Annotated in this window: 20 protein-coding genes; 12 read left to right on the top strand and 8 right to left on the bottom strand. The window is 68.6% G+C overall.

Features of this window, described 5'->3' with window-relative positions; genetic code table 11:
- Positions 1-61 precede the first annotated feature (61 nt).
- The gene (locus KO490_RS06855) at positions 62-1,033 is read right to left on the bottom strand and encodes a glutathione S-transferase family protein (protein WP_216018665.1); all 972 of its coding nucleotides are present in this window, start codon (positions 1,031-1,033) and stop codon (positions 62-64) included.
- Between the two features lie 87 nt (positions 1,034-1,120).
- Entirely contained in the window at positions 1,121-2,437 is a 1,317-nt protein-coding gene (locus KO490_RS06850) for an MFS transporter (RefSeq protein WP_216018664.1), read from the bottom strand.
- A gap of 135 nt (positions 2,438-2,572) precedes the next feature.
- On the opposite strand from KO490_RS06850, the gene KO490_RS06845 reads away from it, so the two are divergent.
- From KO490_RS06845 to KO490_RS06825, 5 genes are all read left to right on the top strand, one after another.
- Positions 2,573-3,358: an exodeoxyribonuclease III gene (locus KO490_RS06845; RefSeq protein WP_216018663.1), complete on the top strand. Its 786-nt coding sequence runs from the start codon at positions 2,573-2,575 to the stop codon at positions 3,356-3,358.
- Positions 3,359-3,446: 88 nt separating this feature from the next.
- Positions 3,447-4,361, top strand: a complete 915-nt coding sequence (gene trxA / locus KO490_RS06840) for a thioredoxin (protein ID WP_216018662.1) — start codon at positions 3,447-3,449, stop codon at positions 4,359-4,361.
- A gap of 16 nt (positions 4,362-4,377) precedes the next feature.
- On the top strand, positions 4,378-5,004 hold the full coding sequence (locus KO490_RS06835) for an LON peptidase substrate-binding domain-containing protein (RefSeq protein WP_216018661.1): 627 nt from the start codon (positions 4,378-4,380) through the stop codon (positions 5,002-5,004).
- Positions 5,001-5,192, top strand: coding sequence for a Trm112 family protein (locus KO490_RS06830; RefSeq protein ID WP_216018660.1), 192 nt, complete (start codon positions 5,001-5,003; stop codon positions 5,190-5,192). Before KO490_RS06835 ends, KO490_RS06830 begins: the two co-directional genes overlap by 4 nt.
- Entirely contained in the window at positions 5,185-5,829 is a 645-nt protein-coding gene (locus KO490_RS06825; protein ID WP_216018659.1) for a rhomboid family intramembrane serine protease, read from the top strand. The genes KO490_RS06830 and KO490_RS06825 overlap by 8 nt, the downstream gene beginning before the upstream one ends.
- 4 nt (positions 5,830-5,833) lie before the next feature.
- On the opposite strand, the gene KO490_RS06820 is transcribed toward KO490_RS06825, so the two are convergent.
- The 5 genes from KO490_RS06820 to KO490_RS06800 form a co-directional block, all read right to left on the bottom strand.
- Complete coding sequence (locus tag KO490_RS06820) at positions 5,834-6,532, bottom strand: DUF2268 domain-containing putative Zn-dependent protease (RefSeq protein WP_216018658.1); 699 nt, start codon at positions 6,530-6,532, stop codon at positions 5,834-5,836.
- 44 nt (positions 6,533-6,576) lie between these two features.
- The gene (locus KO490_RS06815; RefSeq protein WP_216018657.1) at positions 6,577-9,150 is read right to left on the bottom strand and encodes a DNA translocase FtsK; all 2,574 of its coding nucleotides are present in this window, start codon (positions 9,148-9,150) and stop codon (positions 6,577-6,579) included.
- A 4-nt stretch (positions 9,151-9,154) separates the two neighbouring features.
- A complete protein-coding gene (locus KO490_RS06810) occupies positions 9,155-10,360 on the bottom strand; it encodes an aminotransferase class I/II-fold pyridoxal phosphate-dependent enzyme (RefSeq protein WP_216018656.1) in 1,206 nt (401 codons plus the stop codon).
- An 89-nt stretch (positions 10,361-10,449) separates the two neighbouring features.
- Entirely contained in the window at positions 10,450-11,781 is a 1,332-nt protein-coding gene (locus tag KO490_RS06805; RefSeq protein ID WP_216018655.1) for an amidase, read from the bottom strand.
- Positions 11,782-11,976 (bottom strand): DUF1674 domain-containing protein, encoded by a 195-nt coding sequence (locus KO490_RS06800; protein WP_216018654.1) that lies wholly within the window; start codon positions 11,974-11,976, stop codon positions 11,782-11,784.
- Positions 11,977-12,068: 92 nt separating this feature from the next.
- Here KO490_RS06800 and KO490_RS06795 point away from each other — a divergent pair, with 92 nt between their 5' ends.
- The 7 genes from KO490_RS06795 (at position 12,069) to mutL (ending at position 20,964) form a co-directional block, all read left to right on the top strand.
- On the top strand, positions 12,069-13,304 hold the full coding sequence (locus KO490_RS06795) for an RsmB/NOP family class I SAM-dependent RNA methyltransferase (RefSeq protein ID WP_216018696.1): 1,236 nt from the start codon (positions 12,069-12,071) through the stop codon (positions 13,302-13,304).
- A 70-nt stretch (positions 13,305-13,374) separates the two neighbouring features.
- The gene (gene purH, locus KO490_RS06790) at positions 13,375-14,976 is read left to right on the top strand and encodes a bifunctional phosphoribosylaminoimidazolecarboxamide formyltransferase/IMP cyclohydrolase (protein WP_216018653.1); all 1,602 of its coding nucleotides are present in this window, start codon (positions 13,375-13,377) and stop codon (positions 14,974-14,976) included.
- A gap of 53 nt (positions 14,977-15,029) precedes the next feature.
- On the top strand, positions 15,030-15,692 hold the full coding sequence (lspA, locus tag KO490_RS06785; RefSeq protein ID WP_216018652.1) for a signal peptidase II: 663 nt from the start codon (positions 15,030-15,032) through the stop codon (positions 15,690-15,692).
- A 31-nt stretch (positions 15,693-15,723) separates the two neighbouring features.
- Entirely contained in the window at positions 15,724-16,230 is a 507-nt protein-coding gene (locus KO490_RS06780; protein ID WP_216018651.1) for a DUF3035 domain-containing protein, read from the top strand.
- A 94-nt stretch (positions 16,231-16,324) separates the two neighbouring features.
- On the top strand, positions 16,325-17,767 hold the full coding sequence (locus KO490_RS06775) for a pitrilysin family protein (RefSeq protein ID WP_216018650.1): 1,443 nt from the start codon (positions 16,325-16,327) through the stop codon (positions 17,765-17,767).
- Entirely contained in the window at positions 17,764-19,071 is a 1,308-nt protein-coding gene (locus tag KO490_RS06770) for a pitrilysin family protein (protein WP_216018649.1), read from the top strand. Before KO490_RS06775 ends, KO490_RS06770 begins: the two co-directional genes overlap by 4 nt.
- A gap of 60 nt (positions 19,072-19,131) precedes the next feature.
- Positions 19,132-20,964, top strand: coding sequence for a DNA mismatch repair endonuclease MutL (gene mutL / locus KO490_RS06765; protein WP_216018648.1), 1,833 nt, complete (start codon positions 19,132-19,134; stop codon positions 20,962-20,964).
- On the opposite strand, the gene KO490_RS06760 is transcribed toward mutL, so the two are convergent.
- On the bottom strand, positions 20,961-22,154 hold the full coding sequence (locus KO490_RS06760) for a PQQ-dependent sugar dehydrogenase (RefSeq protein ID WP_216018647.1): 1,194 nt from the start codon (positions 22,152-22,154) through the stop codon (positions 20,961-20,963). The genes mutL and KO490_RS06760 overlap by 4 nt on opposite strands.
- Positions 22,155-22,213 lie beyond the last annotated feature (59 nt).

Below are 22,213 nucleotides of genomic sequence, written 5' to 3'. Positions count from 1 at the left end.
CTACTCTCTGAACTCGCCCCGGCCTTGCGCCGGGGCTTCTTTCTTTGATGCGCCCGGACGTTCAGCGTCCGTGGGGCGCGTTCCAGTCGGCATCCGGCCCGATGGGGACGATCCGGTGCGGATTGATCATGTCGTGGCTGTAGTAGTAGTGGTGCATGAAATGGTCCCGATGGACCGTCCCCGCCACCCCCGGCCACTGATACAGCTCGCGCGCCCATCCCCACAGGTTCGGATAATCGACGATCCGCCTGCGGTTGCATTTGAAATGCGTGTGATAGACCGCATCGAAGCGCAGGACGCTGGTGAACAGCCGCCAATCCGCCTCGGTGATGCGGTCGCCGGTCAGGTAACGCCCCTCGCCCAGCAGCCCCTCGATCCAGTCGAGGCTTTCGAAAAGCGGCCCGACCGCCTTGTCATAGGCCTGCTGGCTGGTCGCGAAACCGGCCTTGTAGACGCCGTTGTTGACCGTGTCGTAGATGCGGGCGTTCACATCGTCGATGCGGGGGCGCAGGTCTTCGGGGTGATAATCGTCGCGATTGCCGGTGATCCGGTCGAAGGCGCTGTTGAACATGCGGATGATGTCCGCGCTTTCGTTCGACACGATGGTGTTCGTCCGGCTGTCCCACAGCACCGGCACCGTCACCCGCCCCGAGGCATCGGGCTGGGCACGCAGATAGACCTCGCGCAGGTAATCGTATCCGAATTGGCGATCGCCCGTCGCACCGTCGAAATCGGTGCGGAATTCCCACCCCTCGGACAGCATCTCGGGATGGACGACGGACACGCCGATGTGATCGTCCAGACCCTTCAATGCACGAAAGATCATCGTGCGATGCGCCCAGGGGCAGGCATGGCTGACATAGAGATGGTATCGCCCGCTCTCGGCCGCGAAGCCGCCTTCGCCGGTGGGACCGGGCGCACCGTCGGGCGTCACCCATGACCGGAACCGGGACGTGTCCCGGACGAATTCGCCCCCGTTGCTGTCGGTATCGTACCACTGGTCCTTCCAGACACCCTCGACAAGCTGACCCATGATCCGTCCTTTCTGCTGAAACGTCGCGGGCATCCGCCGCGACCGGCTGCCTTCACAGCGCGGCACGGCGGATGCGGGTTCCTGCGATCAGCCGATCGCCCTGTCGCGCGTATCGGTGCGGACCGCCAGCAGCGCGCCGGCTGCCAGCACCAGAAGGCCCGCGAAGACCCCGATGGCGACGCCGAACCCCTGGGCGAAGACGACCGCCAGCAGGCTGGGCGCCAGGATGCCCCCCGCCCGCGCCATCGCGCTGGCGGTGCCCATGCCGGTTCCGCGCAGATGCGTCGGATACAGTTCCGGCGTAAAGGCATAGAGCGCGCCCCAGCTGCCCAGCAGCGCGAAGGACATGATCAGCAGCGACAGCGCCACCATCACCGCCCCGCTGGACAGGGTGAACAGGAAGCATGCCGCCGCGCTGAGCAGCAGGAAGCCCATCAGCGTGGCACGACGGCCCACGGCCTCGACCCCCCAGGCGGCCAGCGCGTATCCCGGGATCTGGGCCAGCGCCAGCGCGACGATGAAGCCGTATCCCCGGATGAAGCCGAAGCCCTCGGCGGCCAGCTGCGCGGGCACCCAGATGAAGACCCCGTAATAGGACAGCGACACGAGGAACCAGACCGCCAGCACCGCGATGGTCGCGCGGCGCAGGGGCTCGGACAGGATGGATTTCGCGGCCCCGGCAGGCACGGTGGCCGCGACCAGATGCGCCTCGGCCGGCAGGGGATCGGCGCCGTTCACGCGCAGCACGCGGTCGATGACGGCGCGCGCCTCGGCCTGGCGCCCCTTGCGAACCAGGTACATGGGCGATTCCGGCACCCACATCCGCAGGACGAAGCCGATCAGCGCGGGCAGCGCGGCGATCAAGAAGATCCAGCGCCACGGCGCCTCGGCCCCCAGGGTGACGGCCAGCCAGGCGGTCAGGGCCACGACCAGCGTGCCGATGGCCCAGAACCCCTCCAGCCAGACCAGCCAGCGGCCGCGGTTCCGGGGCGGCAGGAATTCGGCCATCATCGCGTAATCGACGGGCAGCGTGCCGCCCACGGCGATCCCGGTCAGGAAGCGCAGCACCAGCAGCAGCGTGAAATCCCCCGCCATGACCGAGGCCAGCCCGAAGATCGCATCCATCGCCACGGTGCCGATCAGCACCCAACGGCGCCCCACGCGGTCGGCCACGCGCCCGAACAGGAACGCGCCCACGAACATGCCCAGGAAGAACACCGTCCCGATCTGGAATGCGGTCACCCGTTCGATCCCGAAGGTCGCCGCGACGGAAGGGGCCGCGAAGCCCACGGCGATGACCTGCATCGCATCGGCGGCCCAGACCAGGCCGAATATTCCCAGAAGCCGCCATTGGAACGGGCCTATGCCGCCGCGCCCCAGGGCCTCGTCGATGGTCAGTTTCATCGCGTCCCTCCGCTGTTCACGTCAATTTTTGGGACATGCATAGACCAGCCCCGGCATATGGCAAGCTTGCCGTGGCAGCCGCTCGACAGGGGGGCGGGCCGCCGCTAGGGTCTGCCCGCAAAACGGAGACGCCCCATGTTCACCATCGCCACCTGGAACATCAACTCGGTCCGCCTGCGCGAGGGACTGGTCGCACGCCTTCTGTCCGAGGAGGCGCCGGACGTTCTCTGCCTGCAGGAATGCAAGTCCCCGGTCGAGAAGATCCCCCTGACCGCCTTTGCGGAACTGGGCTATCGCCATATCGTGGCGCGGGGGCAGAAGGGCTATAACGGCGTGGCGATCCTGTCGCGCCTGCCGCTGGAGGATGCGGGCGACCGCGATTACGCCGGGATGGGCCATGCCCGCCATGTCGCCGCGCGGATGGAGAACGGCGTCACCATCCACAACATGTACATCCCCGCGGGCGGCGACGTCCCCGACCGCGAGGTGAACGTGAAATTCGGCCAGAAGCTGGATTTCCTGACCGAGATGCGCGACGTGTTCCACGCCGACAATCCCGCGAAGTCGATCATGGTCGGCGATTTCAACATCGCCCCGCGCGAAGACGACGTCTGGTCGCACAAGCATCTGCTGAAGGTCGTGAGCCACACCCCCATCGAGGTCGAGCATCTTCAGGCCGCGCAGGATGCGGGCAAATGGGTGGACATCACGCGCCAGGACATCCCGACGGGGCAGCTCTATTCCTGGTGGTCCTATCGCGCCAAGGACTGGGATGCGGCCGACAAGGGGCGCAGGCTGGATCACATCTGGGCTAGCCCCGACATTTCCAACGCGGCCCATTCCAGCCGCGTGCTGCGCCCCGTGCGCGGCTGGGAACAACCAAGCGATCACGTTCCCGTCTTCGCGACCTTCGACCTGTGACCCCGGCAAGGGCGGCATCCGCCCTTTCGTTCGCGCGTTCGAAGTCCCATATTGACGCCAGAAACAGGCACCGAAGACCGGGGACCCCATGACCATTCTTTTCGACGGACCGCAGGACGCGCCGAACACCGGCGATTTCATCAAGGACGTGACCGAGGCCGACTTCATGGCCGAGGTCGTCGAGGCCTCGATGCAGGTCCCCGTCATCGTGGATTTCTGGGCCCCCTGGTGCGGCCCCTGCAAGACGCTCGGCCCCGCGCTGGAGGCCGAGGTGGCCAAGCACAAGGGCCGTGTCCGCATGGCCAAGGTCAACGTGGACGAGAACCAGATGATCGCGGGCCAGCTGCAGGTGCAGTCGCTGCCGACCGTCTATGCCTTCTTCCAGGGCCGCCCCGTCGATGCGTTCCAGGGCGCCCTGCCCGCCAGCCAGATCAAGCAGTTCATCGACAAGGTCGTCGCGATGGGCGGCGATGACGGCGGGCTGGCCGATGCCATCGCCGCCGCCGACGAGATGCTGGAGAACGGCGAATTCGCCGATGCGGCCGAGACCTTCACCGCCATCATCGGCGAACTGCCCGACAGCCCCGAGGCATGGAGCGGCCTGATCCGCGCGCAGCTTGGCGCGGGCGACGCCGCCGCCGCATCCGCGACCCTGTCGCAGGTGCCCCAGCCCATCGCCGGCAGCGGCCCGGTCGAGGCCGCCCGCGCCCAGCTGGAACTGGCGCGCCAGGCCGAGGATGCAGGCCCGCTGGCCGATCTGCAGTCGCGCGTCGATGCGGACCCCGCCGATCAGCAGGCGCGGCTGGACCTGGCCCGCGCGCTGCATGCCGCGGGCCGGATCGAAGAGGCCGTGGACGTGCTTCTGGACAGCTTCCGCCGCGACCGCGAATGGAACGACGGCGCGGCCAAGGCGCAGCTGCTGACCATCTTCGACAGCCTCAAGCCCGGCGATCCCGTCGGCCAGAAGGGCCGCCGCCGCCTGTCCTCGCTGATCTTCGCGTGATCCCGGAGGGCCGTCGATGACCCTGCATTTCGACTTGCCCGATCGCGTGCCGCTGTTCCCGCTTCCGGGGGCGGTGCTGATGCCGCGTGCGCGCCTGCCGCTGCACATCTTCGAGCCACGCTATCTTCAGATGATCGAGGACGCGTTCAGGACCGAGCACCGCCTGATCGGGATGATCCAGCCCGAGGGCGACGGCCTGGCCACCATCGGCTGCGCGGGGCGCGTCGTCGCCTTCCAGGAGAACGACGACGGGCGGCTGATGATCACGCTGCAGGCCGTGTCGCGCTTTCGCCTGTCCGAGGCCGAGGAGGGCTTCGCCCCCTATCTTCGCGGCCGCATCGACTGGTCCAGCTTCGGGCGCGACCGTTCGGGCAGCGAACGCGATCCGGGCCTCGACCGGGACGCGCTGTTCCCGCTTCTGTCGCGCTTCATGGAATCCGAGGGCCTGTCCACCGATTGGGAAGCCGCCGCCAAGGCCGAGGACGAGATGCTGATCAACTCGCTCTCGATGATGCTGCCCTTCGGGCATGGCGACAAGCAGGCGCTGCTGGAATCCCCCACCCTTGCCGACCGGCGCGAATTGCTGGTCGGCCTCATCGAATTCGCGCTGCATGGCGGCGATACCGAGGAACCACTGCAATGAGCGAGACCCCAGGTTTCGACCGCCACATGCTCGAGGCGCTCGTCTGCCCCGTGACCCATGGCCCCCTGTCCTATGACGCCGACCGGCAGGAACTGGTGTCCCGCGCGGCGGGGCTGGCCTTTCCCATCCGCTCGGGCATTCCGATCATGCTGATCGACGAAGCCCGCCAGATCCGCGCCGATGACTGACGTCCCGCGCGTTTCCGCCCCAAGGCTGGCCCCGCCGCATCTGCCCGGCTGGACCAAGGCGGTCATCCTGGTCTGCTGCGCGGTCGAGCTGCTGCTGATGGCCGCACCCGTCCTGGGTTTTGCGCAGGGGCGTGTGACCTCGTCGCTGCTGGGCGGCTTCTGGTCGCCGCTGATGTGGGGCGCGACCGGGATCTATCCGGCGCAGGGCGTGGCGATGTTCGTCACCTACGGGTTCCTCCATGCGGGGCTGCTGCACCTGGCGATGAACATGATCTCGCTTGCGGCCATCGCGCGGGAACTGAACCGCATGATCGGCGCACGAGCGATGGCGCTGTCCTACGTGCTGTCGCAGATCGCGGGCGGGGTGGCATTCGCGGCCATGCTGCCCACGGGCGGGCCGATGATCGGGGCCTCGGGGGCGGTCTTCGGGCTGGCGGGCACGCTGGTCGGCTATGCCGCGATCAACCTGCGTCTGCGGGGGCGGTCGATGACGCCGCTGCTGCGATCCGTCGGCATGATCCTTGCGCTGAACATCGGGTTGACCCTGCTGATGCCCCAGATCGCATGGGAGGCGCATCTGGGCGGTGCGCTGATGGGCACGGTGATCGGCGCCGCCCTGGCCTTCCGGCGGCGCTGAGGGTTCAATCCGCGGGCTTGTCGTCCGCGGCCGTCGCCTGATCCTCGGGGTCCTCCGGCTCCTCGACGCCCTCGACGGCCATCAGGCGCCGCAGGGCGGGGCGGAAGGCATCGGCCCGCATCGCCAGCAGCGCGGCGTGTTCGGCGGGGCCTTCCTCGGACAGGTGCTGGGCGATCAGGCGATGCGCGATGGCCCAGCCCGTTCCCTTGCGGATCTTCCCGCGCCCGAGGAACCATTCGTCGAAGCTGAAATCGTGACGCGACCAGATGTTCGCCGCCTGCCGCAGCGATCCGCCGGCAGGACGGGCCGCATCGCGCGGATCGACCGGGCCGCCCAGGACCTGATGCGCGAAATGCCCGGCCAGACCCTCGCTGACCAGAACCTCGCCCAAGGAGCGACCGTAACCCGGACCCGCCCAACGCGCGACATGGTGCAGTTCCCGCATCAGGATGCGGCGCAGATCCTGCGCCGTCACCCGGTCGGGCGTCAGCGTCAGGTCGATCACGCCGGGCTGCGAATTGCGCGCCAGAAGCCCGCCATCGGGGATGGGGGTCTCGGATGCGCGCAGGACCAAGTCGAATCGCGGCAGGTCGATATGGGCCTCGGCCAGGGCGACGGCCTCTCGGGCGGTCGCGCGGGTTTCGGCCATGATGGGCGTCAGCGCGTTTCGCGCGTTCAGCATGTGGATGTGCCAGATCGTCATGCCCGCCATATACCCCCAGCACCGGGCCCGCGCCAGATCATGGCTCAGGCCTCGGGAACCAGCACCTCGCGCTTGCCGACATGGTTGGCCGAGCTGACGACGCCCTGCTCCTCCATCTGTTCGACAAGACGCGCGGCCTTGTTGTAGCCGATGGCCAGCTTGCGCTGGATGTAGCTGGTCGAGCATTTGCGATCCCGCGCCACGATCGCCACCGCCTGATCATAGAGCGCGTCGTCGCCGTTGTCGCCGCCGCCAAGGCCCAGCACCGCATCGATATTGTCGGCCTTGTCATCCTCGGGTCCCTCGACCACGCCGGACTTGTAGTCGGGCGGCCCGAAGGATTTCAGGTGGGTCACCACCTCCTCGACCTCTTCGTCGCTGCAGAAGGGGCCGTGGATACGCGTGATCCGCGCGCCGTTGCCCATGTAGAGCATGTCGCCCTGGCCCAGCAGCTGCTCGGCCCCCTGTTCGCCCAGGATGGTGCGGCTGTCGATCTTGGAGGTCACCTGGAAACTGATCCGGGTGGGGAAGTTCGCCTTGATCGTGCCGGTGATGACATCGACCGAGGGGCGCTGCGTGGCCATGATCAGGTGGATGCCCGATGCCCGCGCCATCTGCGCCAGGCGCTGGATGCAGGCCTCGATCTCCTTGCCCGCGACCATCATCAGGTCGGCCATCTCGTCGACGATCACGACGATATAGGGGAAGGTCTCGGGCTGGAATTCCTCGGTTTCCCAGATGGCGTCGCCCGTATCCTCGTCAAAGCCGGTCTGGACGGTGCGCTTGAACATCTCGCCCTTGGACAGCGCCTCGCGGACGCGGCCGTTATAGCCCTCGATGTTGCGCACGCCCATCTTGGACATCTTGCGGTAACGGTCCTCCATCTCGCCCACGACCCATTTCAGCGCGACGACGGCCTTCTTGGGGTCGGTGACGACCGGGGACAGCAGATGCGGGATGCCGTCATAGACGGACAGTTCCAGCATCTTGGGGTCGATCATGATGAGGCGGCATTCCTCGGGCGTCAGCTTGTAGAGAAGCGACAGGATCATGGTGTTGATCGCCACGGACTTGCCCGAACCCGTGGTCCCCGCGATCAGCAGGTGGGGCATCTTGGCAAGGTTGGCCACGATCGGGTCGCCGCCGATATCCTTGCCCAGTGCCAGGGGCAGCGGCTGGGTGCCGTCGCCGAAGGCACGGCTGGCCAGGATCTCTCGCAGAAGGACCTTCTCGCGCCGGACATTGGGCAGTTCGATCCCGATCACGCTGCGGCCGGGAACGGTGCTGACCCGCGCCGATAGCGCTGACATCGACCGCGCGATGTCGTCGGCCAGGCCGATCACGCGGCTGGCCTTCAGGCCCGGTGCCGGTTCCAGTTCATAGAGCGTCACGACCGGACCCGGACGCACCTCGGTGATCTGGCCCTTCACGCCGTAATCGTCCAGCACGGCTTCCAGCGTGCGGGCATTCTCCATCAACTGTTCCTGGGGGATCTGCTCCTCCTCGCCCGGAACGGGGGCCGACAGCAGCGCCAGCGGCGGGCGTTCGTAACCCGGCGTGCCACCCTGCAGCACCAGGGGCGCGGGGGCCGCCTTGCGGGGGGCCGCCGCCCTGGGGGCGGGGGCGGGGGCGGGTGCGGGCTCAGGCTCGGGCGCGATGTCGAACACCTCGTCATGCGGCGCATCGACCGGGGGAACGCCATCGCGGGCCAATCGCGAGGTGACCGCCGCCAGGACCGATGGCTTGGATTCGCGGCTGCGGATCGCGTCGCTGATGCGGCCCTTCAGCTCCTCGTCGTCGGGGGCCTCGCCCTCCCAGTCGCTCTCGCGCTCGATCAGCTCGGGCTCGGGCATCTCCTCCTCCAGCTCGAAGGCGGGGGCCGCGCGACGGGCGGGGGCGGGTTCGGAACGCTTCGGCGCGGGCGCTGTGGCGGCAGCGGCGCGCCGCTCGCGCAGGCGACGGATCAGTGCCGCGCCTGCATCGATGCCGCGCAGCGTCACCTGCAGCGCCGTCGCAAGTCCGATCAGGAATCGCTGCCACATCGCGCGCAGCTCGGCCCGGTCGAAGCCCAGCACGAAGGCCATGACCGCCACGACGCCCAGCGCGATCAGAAGCCCCGCGAAACGGATGCCGATCTGGGCCTTCATCGGCAGGATGTTCAGCACGGCCCCCATGGCCATGTCGCCGAAATGGCCGCCCAGCCCGTAATTCTGCTGCCATTCCGGCCCCGGAACCAGCGTGGCGGCATGGATCGACACCAGCGCCACCGCGATGGGCGTGAAGACCGCGCGCATGGCCCGGTCCTCGCCCTTGTGCAGCATCAGGCGCAGGCCCCAGACGATGGCCGCGACGACCAGCACCCATGCGCCCTTGCCGGCGATCATCATCAGCGGCGACGCGACATAGGCGCCGAAGCTGCCCAGCATGTTCTGCGCGGGCGCATCGGTCGCCGACAGGAAGCTGGGATCGTCGGCCGACCAGCTGCCCAGCATCATCGAGATCACGATCCCGAGGATGATCAGCACGCCCCCCAGCAATTCCTTGCCCCGGCGTTCCAGTGCCGCCTGCGTGGATTGATCGAACAGGGGGTCCCGTTTTCCTGCCTGCCAGCTTGCCATGTCCTCAGCCCCTCCCCGTCGTCTTGTCATAGAGAACCGATGCCAGTCGCCCCAACGCGGCCTCGGTCTCGGCCTCGGGGGCGACCAGCGCCACGCGCACGAAGCCCCGCCCCGGATTGAACCCATCGACCTCGCGCGCAAGATAGGCGCCCGGAAGCACCTGGATCCCCGCCTGTTCCCACAAGAGCCGCGCGGCGGCCTCTCCGTCATCGACCGGCAGCCACAGGAAGAACCCGCCCTGGGGCGAGGCATAGCCCGGCACATGGCCCAGCACGCGGTCGGCGATGGCGTATTTGGCCTGGTACATGCGCAGGCTGTCCTGCACGTGCCCCTCGTCCGACCAGGCCGCGACGCTGACGGCCTGCAGCGGCAGCGGCAGCGGCGCACCGGCATAGCTGCGAAGCCTGCGCATCTGGCGCAGTTGTTCGGGGCCGCCGGCGGCAAAGCCCGAACGCAGCCCCGGCAGGTTCGACCGCTTGGACAGCGAATTGAACATGACGACCCGGTCGGCCAGCCCCATCTCGGTCGCAACCTTCAGCGCGCCCGGCGGGGGCGCATCGCGCCAGATCTCGGAATAGCATTCGTCGGCGAAGACCAGGAAATCGTGCTTTTCGGCCAGCGCGATCACGGTCTGCAGATATTCGACATCCGCGACGGCCCCCTGCGGGTTCGCCGGCGAACACAGATAGGCGATGGCCGTGCGGTCCAGAAGCGCCGCGTCCAGCCCCGCGTAATCGGGCAGGTTCCCGGTTTCGAGCGTGGCCGCCACGAAGACCGGTTCGGCATTCACCGCCGCCGCCGCCACCGCATAGACCTGATAGAACGGGTTCGGGATCAGGACCGCCGGACGCTGCCCGTTCTTCGTCTCGGGACACAGTGCCAGGGCTGCGTTGAACAGCCCCTCGCGCGTGCCGCTCAGCGCCATGATGCGGTCGGGGGCGACATCCAGATCGTGCCTGCGCCCCAGCCACCCCGAGATCGCGCCCAGCAGATCGGCCGAACCTTCGTTCACGGGATATTTCGCAAAGCCCTGCAGATTGGCCGACAGCACGTCGGCCAGGAAGGGCGGCATGGGATGGCGGGGTTCGCCAATGGTCAGAATCTGCGGGGATTCGCCCGGGGCAAGCCCCGGTGCGACATCCGAAAGCAGCGCCCGCAGGCGCGGAAACGCGTATTCCGGCAGGTTCGAGAACCGCTCGGGGAATGCCATCTGTGCCTCGCTTTCCGGGGTCTCCGCCCCGTTACCTTGGCACAAACATTAGCGTGAGATGGGTCTTGCGTCCAGCACGGACCCCATTCTCAGCCGGCAAGCGCCGCTTCCGCTGCCGCCGCAACGCGCAGCAGGTGCCGGTCGCGGCCCGCATGGCCCAGCAGCGAAATCCCGCAGCCGGGCAGACCGGCGGGCAGGGTCACCGCGGGCAGGCCCAGAAGGTTCGCGATCCGGGTGTTGCGCAGCGTCAGAAGGTTGGCGCGCACGAACTCGGCCTCGTCCTTCATCAGGCGATCCGCATCGGGGGGCAGAATCGGGACCGTCGGCACCAGCACCGCGTCGTATCCGCCCACGACCTCCTTGATCCACTTGCGGCGAATGCGGGTCAGGGCCTCCCATGCGGCGACATATTCGGGGCCGCTGGTCTCCTTGCCGCCGCGGAAGCGATCGAGGATGGGCTTCCACATGAGTTCGGGCGCATCCTCGATCTGGGCGTGCCAGATGCCATAGCCCTCGGGGGCGAAGACCTGCGGGGACAGCGCCATCGCGCGATCCACCCAATCGCTGGAGGCATGGGCGATGCAGGCCCCCGCGCGGCCCAGCCGGTCCACCGCCTGCTGGAAAGCCGTTTCGGGCCCGGTCTCGATATCGTCGAAGGGCAGCCCTTCCAGCACGAGGAAACGCAGCCCCGCGACCGACGATTCGTTCAGGTCGGCGGCGGGCTGATCGGCCAGCAGCGCGAAGATCTCGGCGCAATCCTCGACCGTGCGGGCGATGGGGCCCGCGATGTCGAAGCGGCGGCACAGCGGAACGACCCCCTTTTCGGGCAGCGCGCCATGCGTCGGCTTGAACCCCACCAGCCCGTTCCACGCGGCGGGCACGCGAATCGAGCCGCCCGTGTCCGTTCCGATGGCCGCCGCGGCCAGACCCAGCGCGACGGACACCGCCGCCCCCGATGACGACCCGCCCGGTGCCAGCGCCGGATCCAGCGCATTGGGAGGGGTGGCGGTGATCGGGTTCAGGCCCAGCCCGCTGAAGGCCAGTTCGGTCATGTGGGTCTTGCCCAGGCACACCGTGCCGCGACGCGACGCGCGGGCCAGGATGTTGGCGTCCTTGCGCGGAACGCGACCGTCCAGCAGCTTCGATCCGGCCTCGGTCCTGGTGCCGCCGCTGTCGATATTGTCCTTCCAGCTGATCGCCACCCCGTCCAGCAGGCTGTGGCGGCGTTCCTGCTTGGCACGGTCATGGGCGGCGACGGCCTCGGACCGGGCGCGGGCCGCGGTCAGCCGGGCATAGATCCGGTCGCAATCGGGATGCGATTTCGCGGCGGCCAGATAGGCCTCGGTCTGGTCGATCGGGTCCAGAAGACCCGCCATGATCGCGCGGCCCTGCCGAACCGCCGAGGCCTTCAGCCAATCCATTCAGAAATCCACCGCCAGGCCGTTCTTCTCGTAATCGCCGAAGCGCACGGCCTCGGGGCCGTCGCGACCGCCATATTCGACCGGCAGCTCCAGTTCGCCCCGCGCCTTGCGGCGTTCCTCGGCCTCGGCCAGGGCGCGCTGCGCGGCGGGCGGCAGGTCGGCATGCCTATCGGTGATGCTGCGTTCATCGCTCATGGAAAGATCCCCCGAATGGGCGTATGTGTCCTGTTTCAGTCTTCAGGAATATCTAGGCGAAGGGAAGCGTTTTGGCAAAGCCGGGCGGCGACATGGCGCGGAAGGGCGCATTGCAATTGATCCAGGGCGTGCGCGACGGGCGCAGCCTTGCCGACCAACAGGGCAGGCTGTCGAAGCTGCCGGTGGCCGAACAGGCCCGCGCCGCAAGGCTTGCGGCCGAGACGCTGCGCCACCAGGGCCGGGCCGATCGCGTGATCGCCGGGCTGGTCGCGCGCAAGCCCGCCCCCCAGGTCATGGACGTGCTGCGCCTGGCCGTGGTGGAAATGCTGGAACTGGGCGCACCCGCGCATGGCGTCGTCGGCGCCGCGGTCGATCTGACCCGCACCCTGGGCAAGCGCGGCCAATCCGCCGCGGGCATGGTCAATGCCGTGCTGCGCAAGGCGGGTGCATACCAGGGCTGGACCGACCTGCCGCCGCAGGAACTGCCGGAATGGCTGCGCGAGCCGCTGTCGATGGCCTATGACGCGGACACGCTGACCGCGATCGAGGCCGCGCACCAAGCGGGCGCACCCTTGGACATCACGCCGAAACCCGGCGCCCAGCCCTTCGAGGGCGCGGAACCCCTGCCCACCGGATCGTGGCGCGTGGCGGGTCCGGCGCAGGTGTCCACCCTGCCGGGCTTCGATGCGGGCGAGTGGTGGGTGCAGGATGCGGCCGCAGCCCTGCCGGTGCGTCTTCTGGCGCCGCAACAGGGCGAAACAGTCGCGGATCTCTGCGCGGCACCGGGCGGCAAGACCATGCAGATCGCGGCCAGCGGGGCGCAGGTTGTCGCGGTGGACGTGAACGAATACCGCCTGAAGCGTCTGCATCAGAACCTGGAACGCTGCGGGCTGACGGCCACGGTCGTCACCGCCGATGCGCTGGAATGGCGCCCCGATGCGCCCCTGGACGCGGTGCTGCTGGATGCGCCCTGCAGCGCGACGGGCACGATCCGGCGCCATCCCGACATGCCCTTCATCCGCGACGGCCACGGCATCGCCGAACTGATCGAGCTGCAGGCCGCGATGATCGACCATGCGCTGTCCATCCTGCGTCCCGGCGGGCGGCTGGTCTTCGCGACCTGTTCGCTGATCCCCGACGAGGGCGAGGTCCAGGTCGACGAGGCGCTGGCCCGCCATCCCGGCCTGACCGTCGAACGCCCGGACCTGCCGGGCATCGATCCCGCCTGGATCACGGACGAGGGCGGCCTGCGCCTGCGGCCCGATCACTGGGCGGATCGCGGCGGAATGGACGGTTTCTACATGGCGCTTCTGCGAAAGCCTGCCTGAGGCGGTCAGGATGCTGGACCTTCGGCGCGGGCTTCGGTAACTGGGCGGCACATCCAGACATGAGGCTGCCATGACCCGTCCCGCCGAATCCCGTCAGGCCCTGAAACGCGCGCTTATCTCGGTCTCCGACAAGACCGGGCTGATCGATTTCGCCAAGGCGTTGGAGGCACGGGGGGTCCAGATCCTGTCCACCGGCGGCAGCGCCAAGGCGATCCGCGAGGCGGGCGTCACCGTGACCGACGTGGCCGATGTCACCGGTTTCCCGGAGATGATGGACGGCCGCGTCAAGACGCTGCACCCCAAGGTCCATGGCGGCCTGCTGGCGCTGCGCGACAATGCCGACCACGTTGCGGCGATGGAGGAACACGGCATCGGCGGCATCGACCTGCTGGTCGTGAACCTCTATCCGTTCGAGGAGACGGTCGCGAAGGGCGCGGAATACGACGACTGCATCGAGAACATCGATATCGGCGGCCCCGCGATGATCCGCGCCGCCGCCAAGAACCACGGCTTCGTCACGACCATCGTGGACGTGCAGGACTATGACGCGCTGCTGGCCGAGCTGGACGCGAATGACGGCGCGACCACCCTGCCCTTCCGCCAGCGCCAGGCCCAGATCGCCTATGCCCGCACCGCGGCCTACGATGCCGCCGTCAGCACCTGGATGGCCGGCGCCATCGGCGAGGAACAGCCCCGCCGCCGCGCCTTCGCGGGCACGCTGGCCCAGGGGCTCCGCTATGGCGAGAACCCGCACCAGTCCGCCGCCTTCTACGTCACCGGCGAGGAACGTCCGGGCGTGGCCACCGCGAAGCAGTGGCAGGGCAAGGAGCTGTCCTACAACAACATCAACGACACCGATGCCGCGTTCGAGCTGGTGGCCGAGTTCGATCCCGCCGAGGGTCCGGCCTGCGCGATCATCAAGCACGCCAACCCCTGCGGCGTGGCCCGCGGGGCGACCGCGCTCGAAGCCTACAAGCGGGCCTTCGACTGCGACCGCACTTCGGCCTTCGGCGGCATCATCGCGTTGAACGGCACGCTGGACGGCGCCACGGCCGAAGAGATCGCGGGCATCTTCACCGAGGTCGTCATCGCACCCGATGCCGACGAGGACGCCAAGCGCATCTTCGCCGCCAAGAAGAACCTGCGCCTGCTGACCACGGGCGGCCTGCCCGACATCCGCGCGGCCGGCACCGCCTTCCGCCAGGTCGCGGGCGGCTTCCTGGTCCAGGGCCGCGACAACGGTCACGTCACCATGTCCGACCTGAAGATCGTGACCGAGCGTCAGCCCTCCGAGGCGGAACTGGCCGACCTGCTGTTTGCCTGGACCGTCGCCAAGCACGTGAAATCGAACGCCATCGTCTATGCCAAGGACCGCGCCACCGTGGGCGTCGGCGCAGGCCAGATGAGCCGCGTGGACAGCACCCGCATCGGTCGCCGCAAATCCGAGGACATGGCCGAGGTGCTGGGCCTGTCGCAGCCGCTGACCAATGGCGCGGCCGTCGCATCGGACGCGTTCTTCCCCTTCGCCGACGGCATCGAGGCCCTGGCCGAGGCGGGCGCCCGCGCGGTCATCCAGCCCGGCGGGTCCATGCGCGACGCCGAGGTGATCGAGGCTGCAAACCGTCGTGGCCTTGCCATGGTCTTCACCGGCCAGCGGCATTTCCGCCACTGATGGCCGCGCCGCGTCAGGGGGCCGCCGGTTCGGGCGGCAATCCGGATCGGCCCATGCGCCTTGTCGTATGGGTCGCCTCGGCCATCTTCCTGATCGATCAGGCGCTGAAATACTGGGTGGTCCATGTCCTGAACCTGGACCGCATCCGCGAATACGACCTGCTGCCGCCATGGCTGAACCTGCGCATGGCATGGAACCAGGGGGTGAATTTCGGGCTGTTCGCCTCCAGCCAGTCCACCATGCGGTGGGTCCTGGTGGGCGTGGCCGTCGCGATCTGCCTGTGGGTGTGGATCTGGGTCTGGCGCGCGCGGTTGGGGCGGCTGGCCCAGGTGTCTGCGGGCCTGCTGATCGGCGGCGCGCTCGGGAACGTGATCGACCGCATCGCCTATGGCGCGGTGGCCGATTTTCTGAACATGTCGCTGCCCGGCTGGCAGAACCCCTACAGCTTCAACGTGGCCGACATCGCGATCTTCGCGGGTGCGATCGGGCTGGTCCTGCTGCCGCAGAAACCTGCGCAGGACGCCCCCAAGCCCAAGCCGAAGCCCGCGCGCCCCGCCAAGGCCGCCATCAAAGCCCCCGCCAAGCCCGCTGCCAAGCCGGCCCCCATGACCGCTGTGGACGATTTCCGTCCCGAACCGCGGCAGGGCGACCTGTTCCGCAGCGCGGCGAAAAAGCCTGCGAAACCGACGCGTGACGGCAGCGGGAAATCCCGCTAGAACGGGCCAAACGGCCAGAAGGATGCACCAGATGCGCAAGGCGTCGCTGATCTTGGGACTTGCCGCGATGACGGCGCTGACCGCCTGCGCGGGCGGATCGCAGCTGAACAACTTCCGCAAGGTGCAGTCCGGCCCGGACGAATTCGGCATCCTGCCGACCAAGTCGCTGTCGATGCCCCCCGATCTGGCCGTCCTGCCCCAGCCGACGCCGGGCGGTGCCAACATCACCGACCCCACCCCCAGGGGCGACGCCGTCGCGGTGCTGGGCGGCGATCCGTCGCGGCTGGCCGATCAGGGCATCGCCGCAAGCGATCAGGCATTGGTCGCCCATGCCGCGCGCCAGGGCAGCGACCCCGCCATCCGCGAGGATCTGGCCCAAAAGGACGCGCGCTGGCGTGAACGCAACGGCCGCAGCTTCTTCGAACGGATGCTGGGTTCCTCGGTCTATCAGCGCGCCTATGACGACGTTTCGCTGGATGCCGAGGCCGAACAGCTCCGCTGGCAGCGGGCAGGCGCGATCACCTCGACCGCGCCCTGACGCGACGCCCCCTCGCACATTCGCGCGAGGGTGGCTTGCGCGACCGACCTTCGGCGGGCCAAGTTCCCCGCAGCAAGAGGAGGTCGCACCACCGATGCGTTGCTTGGCACACAGCCCCCGACCCGTCATCGCAGCCCTGCTGGCCGCGCTGACGCTGTCCCCCGTCATCGCCGCCGCGCAGGATCCCGCGCCCGATCGGCCGCAGGCCCCCGATCAGCCGCAGGCCCAGGTCGCCGCCCCCGTGGCAGAGCCCGATGACATCACCCATTTCACCCTTCCGAACGGGTTGGAAACCGTGGTCATCCCCGATGATCGCGCCCCGGTCGTCGTCCAGATGGTCTGGTACAAGATCGGCGCCGCCGACGAGATGCCGGGCAAGTCGGGCATCGCCCATTATCTTGAACATCTGATGTTCAAGGGCACCGACAAGCTGGCCCCCGGCGAATTGTCCAAGACCGTCACCGCGAACGGAGGCAGCGACAACGCCTTCACCTCGTGGGATTTCACCGCCTATTTCCAGCGTATCGCCAGCGACCGCCTGCCCCTGATCATGGAGATGGAATCGGACAGGATGCAGAACCTGTCGATTTCGGACGACGACTGGAAGGCGGAACGCCAGGTCGTGCTGGAGGAACGCGCGCAACGCGTGGACAGCGACCCCGAGGCGCTGTTCCGCGAACAGATGAACGCGGTCGTCTACGACAACCACCCCTATGGCCGCCCCATCATCGGCTGGCGGGACGAGGTGTCGGCCCTGACCCTGGACGACGCCAATGCCTGGTATGACGACCATTACGCCCCGAACGAGGCCGTGCTGGTCATCGCGGGCGACGTCACCCCCGAACGCGCCCGCGAACTGGCCGAGGAATATTACGGGCCGGTGCCCGCCTCGGCGGAAGACGCGCCCCGGCTGCGTCCGCAGGAACCGCAGAAGCTGACCGACCGCCGCGTGACCATGTCGGACCCGCGCGTGGCCCAGCCGCGCTTCAGCCGTGCGATCCTGGCGCCCGAACGCGATCCCGGCGATCAGCGTCAGGCAGCGGCCCTGACCGTGCTGTCGGAACTGCTGGGCGGCTCGACCCAGACCTCGTTCCTGGCGCGCGAGCTGATGTTGTCGGGCAAGGCGCTGTGGGTGGGCGCGAATTACGACGGGCTGTCGCTGGACGACACGGAGTTCACCATCTCGATGGTGCCCGCGGACGGCCAGGACCCCCAGAAGGCCGAGGCCGATCTGGACGCAGCGCTGGCCAGGTTCCTGAAGGACGGCATCGATCCCGCCGATCTGGACCGGGTGAAGACCCGCATCCGCGCGGCGCAGGTCTATGCCCGCGACAGCGCGCATGGGCGCGCCTACGATTACGGGCAGGGCCTGTCGGTGGGCCTGGGCGTCGATGACGTGTCCGAATGGCCCGACATCCTGGGTTCCGTCACCGAGGAAGAGGTGATGGGAGCTGCCCGGCTGGTGCTGGAAGGCCCCGGCCATGTGACGGGCTGGCTGCTGCCCGAGAAACCCGAAGAACCGGAGGTGCAGAAATGATCCGCGCCGCATTCGCCGCGCTTCTGGCGCTGATGGCCCTGCCCGCCCATGCCGCGACCCAGATCGAGCAGGTCACCTCGCCCGGCGGGATCGAGGCATGGCTGGTCCAGGACGACAGCATCCCCTTTGTCGCGCTAGACATCCAGTTCAAGGGTGGCGCCAGCATGGACGCGCCCGGCAAACGCGGGTCCGTCAACCTGATGACGGGGCTGCTGGAGGAAGGCGCAGGCCAGCGCGATGCCACGGCCTTCGCCCAGGCGGTCGAGGATCTGGGCGCGCGCCTGTCCTTCGATGCGGGCGACGACACGCTGTCCATCGGCTTCCAGGCGCTGTCGGAAAACCGCGATCAGGCCGCCGACCTGCTGGCGCAGGCGCTGCGCGAACCCCGCTTCGACGACACCGCCGTGGAACGCGTGCGGTCGCAGGTGCAGGCGATCATCCGGTCCGAGGCGACCGATCCCAACAGCATCGCCGCCAAGGAAATGGCCGCGCAGGCCTGGGGCGACCACCCCTACGGCACCTCGATCAACGGGACGGCCGAAAGCGTGGCGGCCCTGACCCGGCAGGACCTGGTGCAGGCCAAGAACCGCGTTCTGGCGCGCGACCGCGTGGTCGTGGGCGCCGCGGGCGACATCACCCCCGAGGAACTGGGCCCGCTGCTGGACCGCATCCTGGGCGGGCTGCCCGAAAAGGCGACCGCGCCCCTGCCCGACAAGGCCGAACTGCAGCTGACCGGCGGCACGACCGTCATCGACTGGGACAGCCCGCAGACGGTCGTGTCCTTCGCGGGGCCGGGCCTTGCCATCGACGATCCTGACTATTTCGCGGCCTATGTCGCGAACCACATCCTGGGCGGCGGGGGCTTCAGTTCGCGGCTGATGACGGAAGTCCGCGAAAAGCGCGGCCTGACCTATGGCGTGGGCACCGCGCTGGCCCCGGGGCTGTTCGGCGATACCTGGCGCGGCGGCATGGCGGGATCGAACGCCACCACAGCGCAGGCGATCGACCTGATCCGCGCCGAATATGCCCGCATGGCCGAAGGCGGCGTCACCGATGCCGAACTGAACGACGCCAAGACCTATCTGACGGGGGAATACCCGCTGCGCTTCGACGGGAACGCGCGGATCGCCTCCATCATGGCGGGGATGCAGCTGATGGGCTTTCCGCCCGACTATATCGAGACCCGCAACGACCGGGTCGAGGCCGTGACCGCCGATGACGTCGCCCGCGTGGCGGCCCGGATGCTGGACCCCGATGCGCTGCGCTTCGTGCTGGTGGGCCGCCCCGAGGGCATCGCGGAATAACAGGCCCCGCGGCGCGAAGCTCTGGCAGATTCGCGCCGCGGGCATTAGGTTTCGGGGGCCATGAACGAAAATGCCCCCCAAGACGGCCCACAGACGCGCCCCGTCATCCGACAGCTGGACGAGACCACCGCCAACCGCATCGCGGCGGGCGAGGTGGTCGAACGTCCCGCATCCGCCGTCAAGGAACTGGTCGAGAACGCGCTGGATGCGGGCGCATCCCGCATCGACGTCGCGATCGAGGAAGGCGGCAAGCGCCTGATCCGCGTCACAGACGACGGCTGCGGCATGACGGGCGACGACCTGCCGCTGGCCCTGTCGCGCCATGCCACCAGCAAGATCGACGGCACCGACCTTCTGGCGATCCGCAGCTTCGGCTTTCGGGGCGAGGCTCTGCCCTCGCTCGGGGCGGTGGGTCGGCTGACGATCACATCGCGGGTCCAGGGCGGCGATGGGGCGCAGATCCGGGTCGAGGGCGGGCGCATCGCCCCCGTGCGTCCGGCGGGCGCCAATTGCGGCACCGTGGTGGAACTGCGCGACCTGTTCTTCGCCACGCCCGCACGACTGAAATTCATGCGCACCGACCGCGCCGAAACCCAGGCCGTGGCCGACGTGATGCGCCGCCTTGCCATGGCCGAACCCTATGTCGGCTTCCGCCTGACCGCCGATGGCCGAGAGATCTTCCGCACCGATGCCGAACAGGGCGAATTGTTCGGCGCGCTGACCATGCGCCTGACCCGGATCATGGGCCCCGAGTTCACCGAGAACGCATTGTCGATCGATGCCGAACGCGACGGGATCGCGCTGACGGGGCTGGCGGCGCTGCCGACCTATTCGCGGGGCGCGGCGGTGGCGCAGCATCTCTATGTGAACGGGCGGCCCGTGCGCGACAAGATGCTGACGGGGGCGCTGCGGGCGGGCTACATGGATGTGCTGGCCTCGGGGCGCTATCCGGCGGCGGTGCTGTTCATGAACTGCGACCCGCAGCTGGTCGATGTGAACGTCCACCCCGCCAAGGCCGAGGTGCGGTTCCGCGACAGCCAATCCGCGCGCGGCCTGATCGTGTCGGCGCTGCGTCACGCGCTGGCGGGGGCCGGTCACAGGGCGTCCTCGACCGTGGGGGATGCGACGGTGGCCGCGTTCCGTCCCGAACCGGCAGCGCAACCGGGCTGGCGGCCCGATCCGCCATCGCCTTCCACGCTGCGCGCCGCGCTGGATCTGCAAGCCCCGACCGCTTCGGTCGAACATGCCGATCCGGGCTTTGCCGAGGCGCCGTCCGCCAGATACGAGGAACCGCCCGAACAGGTGACCGACGCCCCCCTGGGCGCGGCGCGGGCCCAGATCCACGAGAATTACATCATCGCCCAGACCGAGGACGGCATGATCGTCGTCGATCAGCACGCCGCGCATGAACGCCTCGTCTATGAACGGCTGAAGGCGCAGGCCGCCGAACACGGCATCCGAACCCAGGCCCTGCTGATCCCCGAGGTGATCGAGCTGTCCGAGGGCGATGCGCAGCGCATCATGTCCATCGCCGATGAATTGGCCGAACTGGGGCTGGTGCTGGAACCCTTCGGCAATGGCGCGGTCGCATTGCGTGAACAGCCCGCCATGCTGACGCGGCTGGATGCCAAGGCGCTGATCCGCGACATCCTGGACGATCTGGCCGATCAGGGCAGCTCTGACCGGTTGCGCGGGCGGATCGACGCGGTGCTGTCCTCGATGGCGTGCCACGGTTCGGTCCGGTCGGGCCGCCGGATGAGCGCCGACGAGATGAACGCCCTGCTGCGCGAGATGGAGCGCACGCCCCGGTCGGGCCAGTGCAATCACGGCCGCCCGACATGGGTGAAGCTGCGCCTGACCGATATCGAGCGGCTGTTCGGCCGCAGCGGTTAACCCTCGGGCGTCACCCGGATCAGGCGGCCGTCGTCCTGGTCGGTGATCAGCATGATCGCCCCGTCGGACGCGACCTCGACCTCTCGGACGCGGCCGACGCCCTGCAGGTGGCGGGCCTCGCCGGTGACCTCGTCGCCCTCGATCCGCAGGCGGATGATCGATTGCGACTGCAACCCGCCCAGCAGCGCCTGCCCCTGCCATTCAGGGAACATCGCCCCGTCATAGAACGCCATCCCGCTGAGAGCGGGCGACGGGTCCCAGTAATAGATCGGCTGATCCGTCCCATCGACCTGCGTGGCCCCCATCCGCGCGCCGTCGTAATTCGTGCCATAGGTGGCCAGCGGCCAGCCGTGATTTTCGCCCTGCTCGATGAGGTTCAGCTCGTCCCCGCCCTTCGGGCCATGCTCGGTCGTCCAGATGCGCCCGTCGGGGCCGATCGCCGCGCCCTGGATGTTGCGATGCCCGATGGTCCAGATCTCGGGCAGCCAGCCCTCGATGCCGGCACCCGCGGGTGCGCCGTCCGAGGCACGGATCCGGATGACCTTGCCCAGGGTCGTCTGCGGGTCCTGCGCCAGTTCGCGCGGTTCGGGGTTCGACCGCTCGCCCAGCCCGACCAGAATGTGCCCCTGCCCGTCATGAACGATCCGCGCGCCGAAATGCTTGGTGGAGGCCCAGGCGGGCTGCTGCTGCCAGATCCGCTGCACCTGCTCCATCCGGGTGCCGTCCCCCGACAGGATGCCGGTGGCCACGGCGGTGGCATTCCTGCCGCCGTCGCGCGGCTCGGCATAGGTCCACCAGACGCGGCGGGTCTGCGCGAAATCATCCGCCACCGACACGTCGTGCAGACCGCCCTGATCGCGCGCATCGACCTGCGGCAGGCCCGCGATGGGCTGGGACAGGCTGCCATCCGCGCCCACGATCCGCATCCGGCCCGGTCGTTCGGTGACCAGCCAGCGCCCCTCGGGCAGTTCGGCCAGCCCCCAGGGATGTTCCAAGCCCCGTGCCACCACCTGCATCCGCAATTCGGGTCCGGGGGGCAATGCGGGCGCGCGCGTCTGGGCCGCAAAGGCGGGCGACTGGTCATAAGCACGCCCGTTCGGCGCACCGTCGAAATAATCCTGCGCGCAGGCGGCCGTGGCCAGAAGCGTCGCGGCGGCAAGGGTCAGGGGCAGTGATCTGGGGACAGGCATCGTATCTCCTCCGGTCGGATGCTTGGGGATGGAACCCTTCCGCCCCGGAAACGTTCCCG

The sequence above is a fragment of the Paracoccus sp. C2R09 genome, from assembly GCF_018860625.1.
In the GTDB taxonomy this organism is placed as follows: Bacteria; Pseudomonadota; Alphaproteobacteria; order Rhodobacterales; family Rhodobacteraceae; genus Paracoccus.
Note: the sequence above shows the minus strand (reverse complement) of the source record. Positions and strands in the feature narration are given on the sequence as shown.

Bases quoted from the DNA above. Each gene is read 5' to 3' on its own strand.
- KO490_RS06855 (WP_216018665.1), bottom strand. From the start codon at position 1,033: ATGGGTCAGCTTGTCGAGGGTGTCTGGAAGGACCAGTGGTACGATACC.
- KO490_RS06850 (WP_216018664.1), bottom strand. From the start codon at position 2,437: ATGAAACTGACCATCGACGAGGCCCTGGGGCGCGGCGGCATAGGCCCG.
- KO490_RS06845 (WP_216018663.1), top strand. From the start codon at position 2,573: ATGTTCACCATCGCCACCTGGAACATCAACTCGGTCCGCCTGCGCGAG.
- trxA (WP_216018662.1), top strand. From the start codon at position 3,447: ATGACCATTCTTTTCGACGGACCGCAGGACGCGCCGAACACCGGCGAT.
- KO490_RS06835 (WP_216018661.1), top strand. From the start codon at position 4,378: ATGACCCTGCATTTCGACTTGCCCGATCGCGTGCCGCTGTTCCCGCTT.
- KO490_RS06830 (WP_216018660.1), top strand. From the start codon at position 5,001: ATGAGCGAGACCCCAGGTTTCGACCGCCACATGCTCGAGGCGCTCGTC.
- KO490_RS06825 (WP_216018659.1), top strand. From the start codon at position 5,185: ATGACTGACGTCCCGCGCGTTTCCGCCCCAAGGCTGGCCCCGCCGCAT.
- KO490_RS06820 (WP_216018658.1), bottom strand. From the start codon at position 6,532: ATGACGATCTGGCACATCCACATGCTGAACGCGCGAAACGCGCTGACG.
- KO490_RS06815 (WP_216018657.1), bottom strand. From the start codon at position 9,150: ATGGCAAGCTGGCAGGCAGGAAAACGGGACCCCCTGTTCGATCAATCC.
- KO490_RS06810 (WP_216018656.1), bottom strand. From the start codon at position 10,360: ATGGCATTCCCCGAGCGGTTCTCGAACCTGCCGGAATACGCGTTTCCG.
- KO490_RS06805 (WP_216018655.1), bottom strand. From the start codon at position 11,781: ATGGATTGGCTGAAGGCCTCGGCGGTTCGGCAGGGCCGCGCGATCATG.
- KO490_RS06800 (WP_216018654.1), bottom strand. From the start codon at position 11,976: ATGAGCGATGAACGCAGCATCACCGATAGGCATGCCGACCTGCCGCCC.
- KO490_RS06795 (WP_216018696.1), top strand. From the start codon at position 12,069: ATGGCGCGGAAGGGCGCATTGCAATTGATCCAGGGCGTGCGCGACGGG.
- purH (WP_216018653.1), top strand. From the start codon at position 13,375: ATGACCCGTCCCGCCGAATCCCGTCAGGCCCTGAAACGCGCGCTTATC.
- lspA (WP_216018652.1), top strand. From the start codon at position 15,030: ATGCGCCTTGTCGTATGGGTCGCCTCGGCCATCTTCCTGATCGATCAG.
- KO490_RS06780 (WP_216018651.1), top strand. From the start codon at position 15,724: ATGCGCAAGGCGTCGCTGATCTTGGGACTTGCCGCGATGACGGCGCTG.
- KO490_RS06775 (WP_216018650.1), top strand. From the start codon at position 16,325: ATGCGTTGCTTGGCACACAGCCCCCGACCCGTCATCGCAGCCCTGCTG.
- KO490_RS06770 (WP_216018649.1), top strand. From the start codon at position 17,764: ATGATCCGCGCCGCATTCGCCGCGCTTCTGGCGCTGATGGCCCTGCCC.
- mutL (WP_216018648.1), top strand. From the start codon at position 19,132: ATGAACGAAAATGCCCCCCAAGACGGCCCACAGACGCGCCCCGTCATC.
- KO490_RS06760 (WP_216018647.1), bottom strand. From the start codon at position 22,154: ATGCCTGTCCCCAGATCACTGCCCCTGACCCTTGCCGCCGCGACGCTT.